This is a genomic window from Pseudoalteromonas sp. NEC-BIFX-2020_015, assembly GCF_012952265.1.
In the GTDB taxonomy this organism is placed as follows: Bacteria; Pseudomonadota; Gammaproteobacteria; order Enterobacterales; family Alteromonadaceae; genus Pseudoalteromonas; species Pseudoalteromonas neustonica.
In genome coordinates this window covers 159,125-176,340 of the sequence record NZ_JABCJL010000006.1, presented here as the reverse complement: position 1 = coordinate 176,340, position 17,216 = coordinate 159,125, and the positions used below count along the sequence as shown (strand labels likewise).

Here is a 17,216-nt window from a genome sequence, read left to right as displayed (position 1 = left end):
AGTGTTAGACCCTATTTTACAAAATAGTTCGTTATTTTTTAACGGTTTTTACCCTAGCATAGAAATACAGGTATTTTTTGTAAATACGCTAAAAAAAGCCTATTGTTGGTAACTAATTATACTATTTTCAATTTCTCTATTGGCTTTAGTACACGGGTTGTTTAGAATCGAGGAAAATAAACAGGTCAGACCTGTCAGCGGGAGAGCATTAATGTCTGAGCAAAACATACTAAAAACAGCAAAGGGCGATCGTATTGCCATCGTCAGTGGTCTACGTACACCATTTGCTAAACAAGCAACTGCATTTCACCATGTACCAGCCCTTGATATGGGCAAGTTAGTGGTTAACGAAATGCTTGAACGCCTTAACTTTGATAAATCTGAAATTGATCAATTAGTATTTGGCCAAGTAGTGCAAATGCCAGAAGCGCCAAATATTGCCCGCGAAATCGTATTAGGTACTGGTATGCCAGTATCCGTTGATGCTTACTCAGTATCACGCGCCTGTGCAACTAGTTTTCAGGCAATAGCTAATGTAGCTGAGTCGATTATGGCAGGCTCTGTACAAGTGGGTATTGCGGGGGGCGCTGATTCGTCATCGGTATTGCCAATTGGCGTAAGCAAAAAACTAGCTGGCAGCCTTGTTGATTTAAATAAAGCGCGCACACTTGGACAACGCTTAAAAATATTCTCAAAATTGCGTTTAAAAGATTTACTTCCTGTACCACCTGCTGTTGCAGAATACTCGACGGGTTTATCTATGGGTCAGACTGCTGAGCAAATGGCAAAAACTCATAATATTAGCCGTGAAGATCAAGATGCGCTTGCGCATCGCTCACACACACTTGCTAGCCAATCATGGGCAGATGGCAAGCTTGCCGATGAAGTTATGACTGCGCATTTACCGCCGTATAAAAGTTTTATCGAGCAAGATAATAATATTCGTCATAACTCAACGGTTGAAGGGTATGCTAAATTAAAGCCTGCATTTGACCGTCAACATGGCTCTGTAACCGCTGCAAACTCAACACCACTAACAGATGGTGCGGCTGCGGTACTGATGATGAGCGAAAGCAAAGCTAAAGCATTAGGCTATAACATTTTAGGGTATGTGCGTAGTTTTGCGTTCTCTGCTATTGGCGTAAATGAAGACATGTTAATGGGGCCTGCACATTCTACGCCTATCGCATTAGCAAGAGCAGGTATTACGCTTGCAGATCTTGATTTAATTGAAATGCATGAAGCATTTGCAGCGCAAACGCTAGCAAATATGAAAATGTTCGCCTCTGATAAATTTGCACAAGAAAAACTCGGTCGCAGTAAAGCGATTGGTGAGATTAACATGGATAAGTTTAATGTTATGGGCGGCTCGCTTGCATATGGGCATCCATTTGCAGCAACTGGCGCACGACTTATCACCCAAAGTTTACACGAACTTAACCGCCGAGGTGGTGGCTTAGCACTAACAACTGCATGCGCCGCAGGTGGGTTAGGTGCAGCTTTTGTATTGGAGAGTGCGTAATGACACAGTCTGTATTTAGTTTAGATGTTGATGATAACGGTATTGCCGTAGTTACTATTGATGTGCCGGGTGAAAAAATGAACACCCTGCGCGATACCTTTGCCGATGATTTAAAAACGTTGCTTGATGACGCGAAACAGCAGTCAGTTAAAGGCATGGTATTTATCAGTGGTAAAAGCGATAACTTTATCGCCGGCGCCGATGTGAAAATGCTGGATAGCGTAGAGCGTCGCGAAGATGCATTAGCGATCAGCGAGCTATGTCACCGTGCCTTTTTTGATATGAAAAAACTGCCGTTTCCAACCGTCAGTGCTATTCATGGTGCAGCGCTTGGTGGTGGTTTGGAGTTTGCTTTAGCGTGTGATTACCGCGTGTGTACTGACAGCGATATTACCAAGCTAGGCTTACCTGAAGTGCAGCTTGGTCTATTACCTGGTGGTGGTGGTACTCAGCGCTTACCGAAATTAGTTGGTTTGCAAAAAGCCCTAGAGTGGACACTAACAGGTAAACAAATACGCGCTAAACAAGCTAAAAAGTCAGGCTTAGTGAATGATTGTGTCCCTCAAACTGTATTGCTAAAAGTGGCCAAAGAGTTTGCGTTAAAAGGCAAGGCAAAAGCGAGTAAGCCCAAGCTTGATCGTGTTAGCCAATTGCTTGAGTCAAATCCATTTGGTCGCAATATCATTTTTAAAAAAGCACAAGAAAACGTACTGAAGAAAACCGGTGGTCATTACCCGGCGCCACTGGCTATCATTAAAGCAATACGCGCCAGTGTAGAGCTTGATGAGCTAAAAGCTTATAAAACAGAAGCCGAAGGGTTTGCTACGTTAGTGATGAGTAGCGAGTCTAAAGCATTACGTGGGATCTTTTTTGCTACCACCGAAATGAAAAAAGAATGGCGTAACGATGACGCACCAGCGATCACCAAAACAGCAGTGTTAGGTGGCGGTTTAATGGGCGCAGGCATTGCCCATGTCAGTGCTGTAAAAGCGGGTGTATTAGTGCGCATTAAAGATGTAGCAGAGCAGGGCATTAGTAATGCCATGAATTACAGCTATAAAATTTTAGATAAAAAGCAAAAGCGTCGCATTTTATCTACAGCTGAACTGCAACAAACAATGAATCGCATTACTGGCACAACTAATTACAGTGGTTTTAAGCACATTGATTTAGTGATTGAAGCGGTATTTGAAGATTTAAGCCTTAAACAGGGCATGGTTGCTGATGTTGAACGTGAATGCCAAGCAAACACTATTTTTGCTAGTAACACGTCATCATTGCCTATCTCACAAATAGCGGCAGAAGCGGCCCGTCCAGAGAATGTGATTGGCTTACATTACTTCTCACCGGTTGAGAAAATGCCATTGGTTGAAATCATTCCACATGAAGGTACGTCGCAAGAGACCATTGCGCGGATTGTTAACTTTGCCCGTAAGCAAGGTAAAACGCCGATTGTGGTAAAAGATAAAGCGGGTTTTTATGTAAACCGTATTCTTGCCCCTTATGTGAATGAAGCTGCAAATTTATTACTTGCAGGCGAGCCAATTGAAAAAATTGATGCTGCGCTTGTTGAGTTTGGTTTCCCTGTTGGGCCGCTCGCTTTACTTGATGAAGTAGGGATTGATATAGGCTCTAAAATTGCCCCAATTCTTGAAAAAGAACTGGGCGATCGTTTTAAAGCGCCAGATGCATTTTCGCGTTTAATTGATGCGAAACGCTTAGGCCGTAAAACGGGTCGTGGTTTTTATCTATACGATAAAAAGAGCAAAAAAGTAGACGAGTCAGTTTACGAATTACTTGGCGTGAGCCCATCACCACGTTTAAACAAGAGTGAGATAGCTCAGCGTTGCGTTGCACAAATGCTTAACGAAGCAGCGCGCTGTTTAGATGAAGGCATTATCGCCAGTCCTCGCGATGGTGATATTGGTGCTATATTTGGCATTGGCTTCCCACCATTTTTAGGTGGTCCATTTAGTTATATGGATAAGCTTGGTGCGGATAAAGTAAGCTCAGAAATGGCGACGTTTGCTAATTTTAATCCGGTATTTGCGCCGTGTGCACCCTTGGTTGCAATGGCTGATGCTGGTGGGCGTTTTTATCAAGTAGTACCAGCTCAAACACAGCAAAATATTGTTGAAACAACCGTAGTTGATGACGCAATTAGCAAAGATGAAGCTACTGACATTGAGAGCTCAGAAGCGACTGTTACTAACGCTGAAAGAGAGGACGCTGAAAATAGTGAAACTGACACTAATGTCGTGCACTCAGCGTGTGAAGGTACCGATAAAAAGTCTTAATCTTTAATTTTTATTTATAAAAACGCACTTTAGTATTAGTGCGTTTTTTTATGTCTTTTTAAAATGACAGCTCAAAAAACCACTAAAAAAGTTTGTACAATTAAGGATATAGCGAACTATTTTAAGGAACACAGACAGGAGAATAAAAAATAATAAAAAGTTCTATTTTTCACATATATACCCAAGCCACCTCAAGATGCAGAATTCAGCGTTTCACAGGGGCTTAATATCAAGGCGTTACTTTGCAAGAATGGCCATCCCTTTTAAGAAGTAACAACGATGAGAGTAAGTGCCTGTGAAACGCCCAAAGGGTTGGTTTAAAAGCGGTTTATACTGCGTTATTGATTTTAATAATAGAACCACTATTATTTGCAATCAATGCCTTGCCTAAATCGCTTTTAATTCCAACTGAAACTCGCATCTTGAGGTGGTTTGGGTATACTTACAAAGTAATTAATCGTGGAATATTAAATGTTTAAAATGGGCTTTCTTAAATCAAAAAAATTATTAGCAGTTGGCTTTTCGCTTACTTTAGCAACAGTCGCTTTTGTTATTTTACGGTTTGATCAGCCTTTAATTGCACAGCTTTCTTACGTGGTGTTTTTAGTAACTCTTGGCTTAGCTTTTGCTCTTTCTAATGTGCGCTATAAACAAGGTTTAGCTGCAATATCCTTTTTATTTATTTTTATGGTGGGCTTATTATTCCATCTTGATATAGAAGTAATAGAAGAAGTGTACTTATTGATCCCATTATTATATTTAATGGTTTTCCCGGGTTCCATGCTTCCTATCCCTATTGCTGTTTTACTATTAAGTGCGTATGTCTCCTCTATTAATGCGGCTGAATTTTTAGACATTATTGAAGATGGGGTCGAGATGATAGTTATCACCTCATTTGCGACAATCATGACCTATTTTCAGCGTAAAACTCACTCGCAAATGGAGTTGTTTCGTACTGAGAGCTATACGGACTACTTAACGGGGTTGGGTAATCGAAAAAAGTTTTTTGAGGTATTGCTGTTTTTTAAAGAGCAATGCCGAGAAGATGCAACGCTAAACTTTTCATTACTAATAATTGATTTAGACGGCTTTAAAAAAGTAAATGATCAGCTAGGTCACCTGACTGGTGATAGTGCATTAAAAATGGTGACAGATCGTTTTAGTCAATTGATAGATGAAGATTCGCTATTATTTCGTATAGGTGGCGATGAGTTCGCTTTTATCACAACACCAAGTAATAACTCCAAACAGGTTGCTCGTGCATTAGCCAATGCGATTCACACATTGAGTAAACCGAGCTACTTATTAAAAGCAAAAAACTACCAGTTAACGGCAAGTATCGGTATCGCAATCTTTCCTGAAGATGCGACTGAAATAGAAATTTTATGTAGCAATGCTGACATGGCCATGTACCATGCAAAAGCAGTGGGCAAGAATGATTTTTCGTTTTATCAAAGCCAGCTTACAAAGCAAACGCTACGACGCTACCGGTTAGAGAACGATTTAAAGTTTGCGACGGAGCGTGGTGAACTCGCTCTTCATTATCAGCCTAAAGTGTGTATCACGACGGGTGAAATCAAATCGGCTGAAGCCTTAATTCGTTGGTTCCACCCTCAATTGGGGTTTATTAGCCCTGTTGAATTTATTCCAATAGCAGAACAAACTGGTTTAATAAACCCGATTGGTGAGTGGATCACCGAAACAGCCTGCCAGCAAATAGCTCATTGGAAAAAACAGTTTAACATTGAAAGTGTTGCAATTAACGTGTCAGCGATACAACTACAAGACCCACTGTTTTTAGATAAGCTAACAAGCGCATTAGCACGTAATAATTGCACTACAAGCTGCTTAGAAATAGAGCAAACAGAAACTGCTTTGATGGCAAATGCGAATGACAACATTCGTGTACTGACTGCGTTGAAAAATGCTGGTTTAACCCTGTCGCTTGATGATTTTGGTACTGCTTATTCTTCACTATGTCAGCTGAGCTTGTTACCTCTGGATATTTTAAAAATAGATAAGCGCTTTATCGATGATTGTACGACCAATCGACGAGACCACATGGTGGTGCGAACTATAATTCAACTTGCGCAAAACTTAGGGATGGGCACTATCGCAGAAGGCGTTGAAACACCAGAGCAATTAGCATTACTGAAACAAGAGGGGTGTCAATTGTATCAGGGGTACTTTTTTTCAAAGCCTCTCAGTGCTGAAGATTTTACAGCGTTACTCAGGGCGTGTTGACCTTTGTAAGGCGCTATGGTTTGCTTACCATAATGGCAACCTCTGTAACGTAATTTTGAGTGGTTTGGGTGTATAAGCTAATTCGTATTTTTTTACTCTCTAATGTATAAAATAAAGTACGGCGCAAGCTATCGCCTTTTATAAGATCAGGGTTACCAAGTGTTTTTTGATAAAATGCACTTACTTCACTCACTGATTGTGCCACATAGCCTGTTTGTACTAACGGGTAGTCATCAGCAACTGTTAATGAGAGTTTAAAGTCAGCAGGTAACGGTACGCTTTCTAGGTTTGCTGCACACGTAAACGAACTCAAACTTATAGCTAATAATAATGGCGTTATAATTTTAGTCATTAGATCCCTTAAAAAATTTATCCCAGTCTTTTATCTGATTGTGTCTAAATTTTAGCTTGTTGTCACCTAACTTAAATTTTATTACGAATTAAGTCTCTTACAATAAAACGGGCAGGGTGAATTGCCTGACTTACTCGTTCACTTAAAGGGTGTGGTTCATCGTTAAGTACAGCCACTAATTGCTCCGCACACAGTGGCGCGCTGCATAAACCTCTAGCACCAAAGCCTGTAAGTATATGTAAGCCTTGTAGCGGCTTTTGTAATGGCTGGTATTGATAGCGCTTTCCTGAGCGTAAGTTGGCAAACGCATGTATATAATCACTTTGCTGTGCCCATTCCCCAGCCATTGGAAGGTGATCAATAAAACTACAGCGTACAGCGGCTTTGGCGGCCGTGATAGCACCTAAGCTACTAGCAAACTCTGTTTGCCCATAAAAGTTAAGTAACTGCTCGCGATTGGTGGTGTTGTCTTGCTCTGTAACGGCACGGCTTTTGGTGTTTTTTTCAAAGGTTGCGCCCATACAATGGTGGTCTAAATACGCAGGGGTAAAATAACCCTTATGACAGAGTACAGTTTTGAGTTTTGTTGAGGCTGCACTTGCTTGTACGTGCGAGACTTGACCTCGCACACCAACAATAGGCAGTGACTTAGTTTGTTCAAATCGGTCACTGTGCTCACCGGCACAAATAATAACGTCACTAAATGGGCCAAATTGTTGCCCTTGGCTCTGTAATAGCCAACCTTGTGGTGTTTTTTCAAGCTTGTCGATATCACAATTAAAATGGCTTTGGATCGGAGTTAGTGCATGAGCTTGTTGGTAAAGGGCATTGACTAACTGGGGGGGATTAACCCAGCCTCCTAATTCAAAGTACACGCCAGAGTAGCCAGTGCTGACACCTGCAATTTTATCGCCTTGACCTGGGGTCACACTGTGCATTAATTCATTTGGCCATAGCTGCTTATTTTCAATATTTTGATGACGCTCAGCTAATGGCTGTTTTATCGCATGTTGTAATACGCCACACCATTGATGGTCATAATTAAAGCCATTGTCTATGAGCTGTTGGTAGAGTCGTTTAGCGTATAAAAAACTGTGTGCAAAAAGCTCACTGTGTGGGGAGTTCTTTGCTTGTAAATGTGGGTAAATCGCACCTTGTACGTTATGAGAGGCGCCCATTGCAAGTTGCGGATCTTGGCAAAATAGTTGGCTGTTACAGCCGCGTTTAGCCAAGCTATATAAAACAGCACTGCTGGCAATGCCTCCGCCAATAACAGCTACATTTTTAAGCGAGCTCTGCTGGTGAGTAAAGTAAGCTGGAGCAGATTGTGCTTTATTAGCATGAGGCAAATGGCCAATCAACATTTCATTTTTACAGCCATGTCCTTTCGCCTTTTGTACTGAAAACCCAGCGTCTGAAAGGCCTCTGCGTACAACGCCGGCAACTGTAAATGTTGCTAATGTGGCATTAGTGCGAGAAATATCTGCCATTGCATTAAATAAGGCTGGTTGCCACATCTCGGGGTTTTTACTTGGTGCAAAACCATCTAGGTACCAGGCATCTATAATACCTGTTTGCGGGTAACTTATGCCAGCAAGTGAATCTAGAACATCGCCAAAGTATAAATCGAGTACAACTTGACCATTTTCAAATTCAAGACGGTGACAGCCGGCTAAATTTATAGGGTATTTTGCGAGTAACTGTTTACTCTGTAACGCTAAAGTCGGCCATACTTGCAGCGCTTTTTTTAGATCGTCAGCTTTAATAGGGTACTTTTCAAAGGAAATAAAATGTAAGCGCTGGACATTTTGTTGTACTGAGTTGTGAACTTCTAGATTATGATGTTGCCTACTGGTTAGATAATTTTTAAATTGCAGCCATGTATTTAAAAAGTTAAGCCCAGTGCCAAAACCTGTTTCACCAATAACAAAATGAGGTCGGTCATGATTTTGTAATCGATGAGGCATATTATTTTGCTGATAGAAAACATAATCAGACTCTGCTTGGCCATCATCGTTTGAAAAATAGACATCATTAAAGTTGTCTGCAATAGGTGTACCTAAGTGATTAAAGTGAATTTCAGCGTTTTTGATCATGGTATGCAATTAATGAGTACTTTTTTTCATTATTTTACGTGTTTTCTTTGAAATAGTCTGGCGTTATTTATAAGCTAGAGGTTCAGAGTACAGGTGTACGCTAGAAAGCTGACCACTTCGTTGTACATTTCAGCGTAAAATAGAACACAATTTAGTATTAAGCTAAGGTAATTACCCATGAGAAGAGCCGTTATTACGGGCATCGGTGTTGTATCAAGCATCGGTAACAACAAAGAAGAAGTATTAGAATCGTTAAAAACAGGTAAAAGCGGCATCGCTTTTAACCCAGAATTTGCTGAATATAAATTACGTAGTAATGTATCAGGCAAAATTGATATTGACGTTAAAGAGTTTGTTGACCGTAAAGCAATGCGCTTTATGGGTGATGCTGCTGCTTATTCGTATATTTCGATGGCACAAGCAATAGATGATTCAGGTTTATCTGATGAGCAAGTATCAAATGAACGCACTGGTATTATTGTAGGTTCTGGTGGTGGTTCATCTAAATGGCAAGTAGAAGCGGCCGATATTTTACGTGAAAAAGGCGTAAAACGTGTAGGCCCTTACATGGTGCCGCGTACAATGGCAAGTACAACGTCAGCATGTTTAGCAACACCGTTTAAAATCAAAGGTGTTAACTACTCAATCAGCTCAGCATGTGCAACTTCTGCACACTGTATTGGTAATGCCGTAGAGCAAATCCAATTAGGCAAGCAAGACGTTGTTTTTGCAGGTGGCGGTGAAGAGTTACATTGGACGCTAGCAATGGAATTTGACGCAATGGGCGCACTTTCTACTAAATATAACGAAACGCCTGAAAAAGCGTCACGCACATATGATGCAAACCGCGATGGGTTTGTTATATCTGGCGGTGGCGGTATTGTTGTTGTTGAAGAGTTAGAACATGCACTTGCTCGTGGCGCACATATTTATGCTGAGATTGTTGGTTACGGTGCAACATCTGATGGCTATGACATGGTTGCTCCATCAGGTGAAGGTGCGGCACGTTGTATGCGTCAAGCAATGCAAGATGTAGATAGCATTGATTACCTAAACACTCATGGTACATCGACACCTGTAGGTGATGTGAAAGAATTAGGTGCAATTCAAGAAGTATTCGGTGGTAATTCACCAATGATCAGTGCAACTAAAGCAATGACCGGGCATGCACTGGGCGCTGCTGGTGTGCATGAAGCTATTTTCTCACTACTGATGTTAGAGCACAGTTTTGTTGCACCTTCAATCAATATTGATGAACTTGATGAACAAGCTGCTGGCTTAAACATTATCACTGAGCGTAAAGATGTTGAGCTAAATACTGTTATGTCTAACAGCTTTGGTTTTGGTGGCACTAACGCCACGCTAGTGATGAGTAAATATAAAGGCTAATTAGTCAAAAGTTAGTTAGTTTAGAAGCCGAGCAACTTGCTCGGCTTTTTCGTTTTCAAAGCCGGCTATGTTCGTTACAATGGCGGCTCTTCGTGCCAACAGGATTTGTTAATGAAAATACTTGCTGATCAAAATATGCCACTTGTTGAGCAATACTTTGCTGATTTTGGTGAAGTAACGCGTTTCGATGGGCGTACTTTACAAAGTGAACAGTTAATCGATGTTGATGTATTACTTACGCGTTCAGTTACGCAGGTTAATAGCACATTGCTTCACAGTGCAAATAAATTGAAGTTTGTAGGTACTGCAACCATTGGTATCGATCATATAGACACCGCACTTTTAAAAGATCGTAATATCGCATTTACAAGTGCGCCTGGGTGTAATGCAATAGCAGTTGCTGAATATGTAATTAGTAGTATTTTTGCTTTGTGCCAAGAAAATGCAAGTAGTATTGAAGGCAAGACAATTGGTATTGTTGGGGTTGGAAGCATAGGTAGTTGTTTGCGTGAAAAGTTAAAAGCGCTAAATGTCACCGTATTAGTGTGCGATCCACCTAAATATGAAGCCGGGCAGCTTGATGAACATCAAGATCTAGAGTTGCTACTAACTCAATCTGACATCGTAACATTTCATGTTCCTTTGATAAAAACAGGCAAACACAGCACGTTGCATTTGCTGAATAAAGCACGTTTGTTAGCGCTCAAAGCCGGTACTATTATCATCAATGCCAGCAGAGGCGACGTTATTGATAATCAAGCCTTGCTTGAGGTAATGCAAGATGGTGCACAACTTGATTTAGTTATTGACGTATGGGAAAACGAACCCACAATATTAACTGAGCTTCTTGAATATACACGATTGGCAAGTGTGCATATTGCAGGGCACACACTTGAAGGTAAAGCACGTGGTACACAAATGCTGTATCAAAAGCTATGTGAACTTGAAAAGGTCGAAGCGAAGAAATCCTTAGCTGATTTTTTACCTGTACCAAGTATTACGGATATTAACCTGCAGGAAACATTTGATATACCTGATCTTGGTCAACTTATTCATCTTATCTATGATGTGCGCCGAGATGACGGTATTTTACGACGAGATTTGGTAAATCAAGGTTTTGATAGCCTTAGAAAAAACTATCCAATTAGGCGTGAATTCAGCACGCTAAATATCACAGGCGCAAATCAGCATGCAGATGTACTAGCGGCGCTCGGGTTTAACTTAATATAATTTAGACAATGGCCATAAGGGCGGTTGTTAATAGAGGAATACACATGTCACAAAAATATAATGTTGCCGTACTTGGTGCTACAGGTCTTGTTGGCCGCCAAATTATTGAAACGTTAGAAGATCGTAAGTTTCCTGTTGATCAATTATTTTTATTGGCAAGCAGCCGCAGTGCCGGTGAAGATATTAAGTTTCGTGGTGAAACTATAGAAGTGCAAGATGTTGAAGGTTTTGACTTTAGTCAAGCGCATATTGGCTTGTTTTCAGCTGGTGGCAGTGTGTCAGAAAAATATGCACCGATTGCAGCTGATGCGGGCTGTATAGTTATTGATAACACATCACATTTTAGAAATGACTTTGAAGTACCATTGATTGTGCCTGAAGTTAATGCTGCAAGTTTGGCTGATTTCAGAAACCGCAATATTATTGCCAATCCTAACTGCTCAACGATTCAAATGATGGTGGCATTAAAGCCGATATACGATGCGTACGGTATTGACCGTATTAATGTATCGACCTATCAAGCAGTATCGGGTGCTGGCAAAGAAGCCGTTGATGAGCTTGCAAAACAAACTGCAAATCTAATGAATGCGCGCCCAGTTGATAGCCAAGTATTTCCAAAGCAGATGGCATTCAATGTAATCCCACAAATTGATGTGTTTGAAGATAACGGCTATACGCGCGAAGAAATGAAAATGGTTAATGAAACCCATAAAATATTGGGTGACACTACTATTGCAGTAAACCCAACATGTGTGCGAGTACCTGTGTTTTTTGGTCATTCTGAAGCGATAAACATTGAAACACGCATGCCATATGATTTTGAACATGTTAAGCAGTTACTCAAAGATGCCCCGGGCCTTGAACTTATTGAAGATGAAGGTGATTATCCAACGCCAGTATCAGATGCAAGCGGTAATGATACTGTTTATGTAGGGCGTTTACGTCAAGATATTTCGCACCCGCATGGTTTAAATATGTGGGTTGTTAGCGATAATACCCGAAAAGGCGCAGCTACTAATAGTGTACAAATAGCTGAAGAGCTTATTGCAAATTATCTTTAAGAATAAGTAGAAATAGCGGCAAATTGCCGCTTTTTTATTTTTAAACTGCCAAATAATTGCCGCATGATGGCTAAAAGCGTATAAACTTAACAATAACTATAAAAACTCTTCCGGCTGATAAAATTTAAGCTATTAAGTATCAAAGTGTTGCGATAGATATAAAGACGCAACTGGTTTATAGTTTGCAACTGGAATAGAGCTTGCAGGAAAATTGAATTAACTATTTTATTTATGTCAGTTATTTCTGCAAGAAATAATCAATGTTTAAGCGCCTGTTTTTTAGGTGCTGCGTTAACATTTAAACATTAAAGGATCAGCATGCGCGGTTTAGCTACACTCCTCTTATTAGCGTCTGCATTGGTGGCAACACCAATATACTCCCAAGACGGCACCCAACTAAAAGGGCCTAAAGGCGTTGATTACGGCGTTCAAGGGCGTTCAATTGGACCAATAAAGCCAACCGATACGTTATGGCGTATTGCAGCGAAAGTGCGACCAGATAACTCAGTAAGTATTTATCAGGTGATGCAGGCATTATATGAGAAAAACCCCAATTCATTTTTAGATCAAAATCTAAATCATATGCGTGATGGCGCGTACCTCAAAATACCTACACTACGCGAAATTCGTAACATTAGCCCTCAATTAGCAAAACAACGATCTGAGCAAGATGATGACTTATGGGATAAAAAGAAAAACGGAACATTAACCCAAAGTGATATCGAAAGCTCCAAAACAAAAGTAACACAAGCGCGAAAAGTTGATGTTGACGAAGCAAAAAAAGAATTAAAACAAGAAATCAACACGATAAAAACCGAGCAAGGTACGCAACTTGTTGAGTTGCAAAAGCAATTTAAATCATCAGTTGAAAATGTTGAAGAGATCTTAGTTGAAAATAATAATTTAAAAAAGCAGCTAACCGGTATTTCTAAAGAGCTCGAAAAAGTGCGAAATCAGCTAGGACAAGATAGTGAAATTCAGCAGCAACTAAAAGAGTTAATTGCAAAGCAAAATGAGTTTATAGAGCAGCAAAAGGTAAAAAAGCAACAAGAGGAGAGTGAGTTTGATTTTGCCGCGTTATTGGCAAATCCGTTTGTTCTTATTTTACTAATGACGATACCGGCTTTATTAATTGTTTTTGCAGTGGTGATGTTTTTACGTAAACGTAATAAAGAAGATGAAGTAATTGACGACGATGAGTTTTTACCACAAAGCCCTAGTTATGTTCCAGACGAAGATATTGATTTAGGCCCCTCAATAGATCCTATCATTCCTGATCCAGTACAAGATGATTTAAGTGTCCAACTCGATGATAACTTAGACAGCGATATGCTGCCTGATGATGACATTATTTTTGATGACAGTATTGATGACGATTTTGAAGATGGCGACAGTCTATTAAATCAAGACGAACTCGATGGTCTATTAAGTGATGACATTGTATTTGATGATGAAGTCAAAGAAGATGATGAGTTAGATATCTTCATGCAGCAAGATTTTGACCAACAAGACGATGATAGTTTAGGCGATGATATCGACTTGGATCTTGATGCCGAAAAAGGTGACGGGGATATTTTAAGTGCAGAAGACCTAGATGACTTATTTGCAGAAGATGCCGTTGACAGCTCTTCTGCGCCTGCAAACGGGGAAATTGATGATTCCCTCGATGAGTTAGAATCAGATGATGCCCTTGCTGCGCTCAGTGAAGAACTTGCTAGTGAAGATGATGACTTTGATATAGATGAACTCATCGATGCACAAAGTTCTGTTAACGAAGAGCCAGAACTTGATGTACTTAATAATAACGATGAGGATTTTGACTTAGACGACATTGACAGCTTAATCGATGATGCTGCCGCGGAGCCTGAAAAACCAGCCGAGTTAGTTGATGAAGACGACACTGATTTTGATTTGGACGACATTGATAGCCTTATTGATGATGCTGCCGCAGAGCCTGAAAAACCAACAGAGTTAGTCGATGAAGACGACACTGATTTTGACTTGGACGACATTGACAGCTTAATCGATGACGCTGCCGCAGAGCCTGAAAAACCAGCCGAGTTAGTCGATCAAGACGACACTGATTTTGACTTGGACGACATTGATAGCCTTATTGATGATGCTGCCGCGGAGCCTGAAAAACCAGCCGAGTTAGTCGATGAAGACGACACTGATTTTGATTTAGACGACATTGACAGCTTAATTGATGACGCAGCCGCAGAGCCTGAAAAACCAACAGAGTTAGTCGATGAAGACGACACTGATTTTGATTTAGACGACATTGACAGCTTAATTGATGACGCAGCCGCAGAGCCTGAAAAACCAACAGAGTTAGTCGATGAAGACGGCACTGATTTTGATTTAGACGACATTGACAGCTTAATTGATGACGCAGCCGCAGAGCCTGAAAAACCAGCAGAGTTAGTCGATGAAGACGATACTGATTTTGATTTAGACGACATTGACAGCTTAATTGATGACGCAGCCGCAGAGCCTGAAAAACCAACAGAGCTGGTCGATGAAGACGACACTGATTTTGACTTAGACGATATTGATAGTTTAATCGATGATGTTGATCACAATACTGATTTAGATGAAGCCCTTTCTGATTCAATGAATGAATTATCAGGTGTTGAAGATGAGCTTAATCTAGATGAAGTAGAATCACTAGTATCGAGCTTAGCCGATGAGCCAGAAGTTGAACCAGAGCCTGAAGTTGAACCAGAGCCAGAAGTTGAACCAGAGCCAGAAGTTGAACCAGAGCCAGAAGTTGAACCAGAGCCAGAAGTTGAACCAGAGCCAGAAGCTGAACCAGAGCCAGAAGTTGAACCAGAGCCTGAAGTTGAACCAGAGCTTGAGGTTGAACCAGAGCTTGAGGTTGAACCAGAGCTTGAGGTTGAACCAGAGCCAGAAGCTGAACCAGAGCCAGAGGCTGAACCAGAGCCTGAAGTTGAACCAGAGCCTGAAGTTGAACCAGAGCTTGAAGTTGAACCAGAGCCAGAAGTTGAATCAGAGCTTGAAGAAGAATCAGAGCCTGAAGTTGAACCAGAGCCAGAAGTTGAACCAGAGCTTGAAGTTGAACCAGAGCCTGAAGTTGAATCAGAGCCTGAAGTTGAATCAGAGCCAGAAGCTGAACCAGAGCCTGAAGCTGAACTAGAGCCTGAAGTTGAACCAGAGCTTGAAGTTGAACCAGAGCCTGAAGTTGAACCAGAGCTTGAAGTTGAACCAGAGCCTGAGTTTGAACCAGAGCCAGAAGTTGAACCAGAGCTTGAAGTTGAATCAGAGCCAGAAGTTGAATCAGAGCTTGAAGAAGAATCAGAGCCTGAAGTTGAACCAGAGCCAGAAGCTGAACCAGAGCCTGAAGCTGAACCAGAGCCTGAAGTTGAACCAGAGCCTGAAGTTGAACCAGAGCTTGAAGTTGAACCAGAGCCAGAAGTTGAATCAGAGCCAGAAGTTGAACCAGAGCTTGAAGTTGAACCAGAGCTTGAAGTTGAACCAGAGCTTGAACCAGAGTTTGAGGTTGAACCAGAGCCAGAGATAGATCTTTTAGATGATAGCTTGCTGGATGAAGTAAGTGAGGATTCTGCAGATGATTTATTGGATGAAGACGATTTATTAGAAGAATATAACGATCCATCATTAAAAAGTGTTGATGAGCTCCTTAGTGAGTTGCAAGAGGAAGACGACTATGTGGAAACACCACAATGGTCTGACATTGATGAACTAGATGATGATATAGAAGAAGTTGAAATTGATTTAGGTGATGATCCACTTGCCGATGAAATTGATTTAGCTGTAGATGATGAAGATTTAAATAATGAGATAGTGACACCTAGCAAAGAGCTAAGTGAGTATCCGGATCTCGAGCTTGATGATGAAGATGATAGCTTAATTGAAGAGAATGACTCTTCTGATCTGCTGTTAAGTCAAGCAGAACAAGATCTTGCTAATGCTATGGCAGGTGGTGAAGATTTAAATAGCTTAGATCATGATTTTGATGATGAATTATTGATTGAAGATGAATTACTCAGTGGTGAGGTTCAAGAGCAAGAGCCTGTAGCTGATACACAGGAAAAAGAATCTGTAAATAAGCCGGCAGATGAATCTATTGGCAGTGAATTAAGTGCTGATGATTTAAATAGCGATTTTGCAGCAGAGCTTGATAACACATTTGATCACTCTGACGACACTCAAATGAAGTCAGATCTTAGCTCTTTCTCAGATGAGGAGCTTGATGATGATTTCATGGCAGATCTCACCCAAACTGACTTTGATTCACTTTTAAGTGAATTAGGAGAACCTGAGGATTTAGAGATAGATGATAGCTCTGAATTTGATGTTGATTTTAATGCGTTATTAAGTGACGATTTAGACGCAATTGAAGAGCTATCCGAAATAGAAGAATCGCTTCCAGAAAAAAGCACAAATGTTGATGATGGTGCGTTAGGTGAAGAGTTCGTTGATATTGATTCATTGATTGAGCAAAGTGATGATCTAAATAGTGATCATGAACCTTATAATGATGTGAATATAGATGTCGGTTTAAGTGAATTTGATGCTTTGCTTGCAGGCGACAACCCAACAGACGTAGATGCTGAAAGTGGTGGCTACTCTGCAAAGCTAGACTTAGCACGTGCTTATATTGAAATAGATGATATGGATGCAGCGCTTGAGGCGATCGATGATGTTATTGAAAATGGCCCTGAAGAAGTACAAGAAGAGGCGCAAAGTCTTAAAGCAAAATTAATATAAATATATACCCAAGCCACCTCGAGATGCGAGCGTCGTTGGAATTTAAATCGGTTTAGAGAAGGCATTGATTGCAAGTAATAGTGGTTCTATTGTTAAAATCAATCCCTTATAAAAGTATCACAGTATAAATCGCTTTAAAACGCGAATTCTGCATCTTGAGGTGACTTGGGTATAGTATCCACATAACAAAAAATGGAGGGCAAACTTAGTTTCCCCTCCATTTTTATTGCAATCGAAAACTCAGCATCCCACAGCCATAGGTTTATTTGCATT

Annotated in this window: 9 protein-coding genes; 7 read left to right on the top strand and 2 right to left on the bottom strand. The window is 40.7% G+C overall.

Annotated features, from left to right (window positions below; genetic code table 11):
• Window positions 1-211: 211 nt before the first annotated feature.
• The 3 genes from fadI (at window position 212) to HH219_RS06665 (ending at window position 6,063) form a co-directional block, all read left to right on the top strand.
• The gene (gene fadI / locus HH219_RS06675) at window positions 212-1,522 is read left to right on the top strand and encodes an acetyl-CoA C-acyltransferase FadI (RefSeq protein ID WP_054203203.1); all 1,311 of its coding nucleotides are present in this window, start codon (window positions 212-214) and stop codon (window positions 1,520-1,522) included.
• A complete protein-coding gene (gene fadJ, locus HH219_RS06670) occupies window positions 1,522-3,819 on the top strand; it encodes a fatty acid oxidation complex subunit alpha FadJ (protein ID WP_169326979.1) in 2,298 nt (765 codons plus the stop codon). Before fadI ends, fadJ begins: the two co-directional genes overlap by 1 nt.
• A gap of 471 nt (window positions 3,820-4,290) precedes the next feature.
• Window positions 4,291-6,063, top strand: coding sequence for a GGDEF domain-containing phosphodiesterase (locus HH219_RS06665; protein ID WP_054203201.1), 1,773 nt, complete (start codon window positions 4,291-4,293; stop codon window positions 6,061-6,063).
• Window positions 6,064-6,076: 13 nt separating this feature from the next.
• Here the strand turns inward: HH219_RS06665 and HH219_RS06660 are convergent, their stop codons facing one another.
• Window positions 6,077-6,415, bottom strand: a complete 339-nt coding sequence (locus HH219_RS06660; RefSeq protein ID WP_054203200.1) for a hypothetical protein — start codon at window positions 6,413-6,415, stop codon at window positions 6,077-6,079.
• Window positions 6,416-6,486: 71 nt separating this feature from the next.
• Window positions 6,487-8,511, bottom strand: coding sequence for a bifunctional tRNA (5-methylaminomethyl-2-thiouridine)(34)-methyltransferase MnmD/FAD-dependent 5-carboxymethylaminomethyl-2-thiouridine(34) oxidoreductase MnmC (gene mnmC / locus HH219_RS06655; RefSeq protein ID WP_169326978.1), 2,025 nt, complete (start codon window positions 8,509-8,511; stop codon window positions 6,487-6,489).
• A 177-nt stretch (window positions 8,512-8,688) separates the two neighbouring features.
• On the opposite strand from mnmC, the gene fabB reads away from it, so the two are divergent.
• The 4 genes from fabB to HH219_RS06635 all read left to right on the top strand — a co-directional run bounded on the left by fabB (window position 8,689) and on the right by HH219_RS06635 (window position 16,943).
• Window positions 8,689-9,900 (top strand): beta-ketoacyl-ACP synthase I, encoded by a 1,212-nt coding sequence (fabB, locus tag HH219_RS06650; protein WP_169326977.1) that lies wholly within the window; start codon window positions 8,689-8,691, stop codon window positions 9,898-9,900.
• A 111-nt stretch (window positions 9,901-10,011) separates the two neighbouring features.
• The gene (locus HH219_RS06645) at window positions 10,012-11,130 is read left to right on the top strand and encodes a 4-phosphoerythronate dehydrogenase (protein ID WP_169326976.1); all 1,119 of its coding nucleotides are present in this window, start codon (window positions 10,012-10,014) and stop codon (window positions 11,128-11,130) included.
• 44 nt (window positions 11,131-11,174) lie between these two features.
• A complete protein-coding gene (locus HH219_RS06640) occupies window positions 11,175-12,191 on the top strand; it encodes an aspartate-semialdehyde dehydrogenase (protein WP_054203196.1) in 1,017 nt (338 codons plus the stop codon).
• Between the two features lie 318 nt (window positions 12,192-12,509).
• Window positions 12,510-16,943: a FimV/HubP family polar landmark protein gene (locus tag HH219_RS06635; protein WP_169326975.1), complete on the top strand. Its 4,434-nt coding sequence runs from the start codon at window positions 12,510-12,512 to the stop codon at window positions 16,941-16,943.
• Window positions 16,944-17,216: the final 273 nt, after the last annotated feature.

Excerpts from the sequence above, each read along its gene's own strand:
- fadI (WP_054203203.1), top strand. The coding sequence starts at position 212 with ATGTCTGAGCAAAACATACTAAAAACAGCAAAGGGCGATCGTATTGCC.
- fadJ (WP_169326979.1), top strand. The coding sequence starts at position 1,522 with ATGACACAGTCTGTATTTAGTTTAGATGTTGATGATAACGGTATTGCC.
- HH219_RS06665 (WP_054203201.1), top strand. The coding sequence starts at position 4,291 with ATGTTTAAAATGGGCTTTCTTAAATCAAAAAAATTATTAGCAGTTGGC.
- HH219_RS06660 (WP_054203200.1), bottom strand. The coding sequence starts at position 6,415 with ATGACTAAAATTATAACGCCATTATTATTAGCTATAAGTTTGAGTTCG.
- mnmC (WP_169326978.1), bottom strand. The coding sequence starts at position 8,511 with ATGATCAAAAACGCTGAAATTCACTTTAATCACTTAGGTACACCTATT.
- fabB (WP_169326977.1), top strand. The coding sequence starts at position 8,689 with ATGAGAAGAGCCGTTATTACGGGCATCGGTGTTGTATCAAGCATCGGT.
- HH219_RS06645 (WP_169326976.1), top strand. The coding sequence starts at position 10,012 with ATGAAAATACTTGCTGATCAAAATATGCCACTTGTTGAGCAATACTTT.
- HH219_RS06640 (WP_054203196.1), top strand. The coding sequence starts at position 11,175 with ATGTCACAAAAATATAATGTTGCCGTACTTGGTGCTACAGGTCTTGTT.
- HH219_RS06635 (WP_169326975.1), top strand. The coding sequence starts at position 12,510 with ATGCGCGGTTTAGCTACACTCCTCTTATTAGCGTCTGCATTGGTGGCA.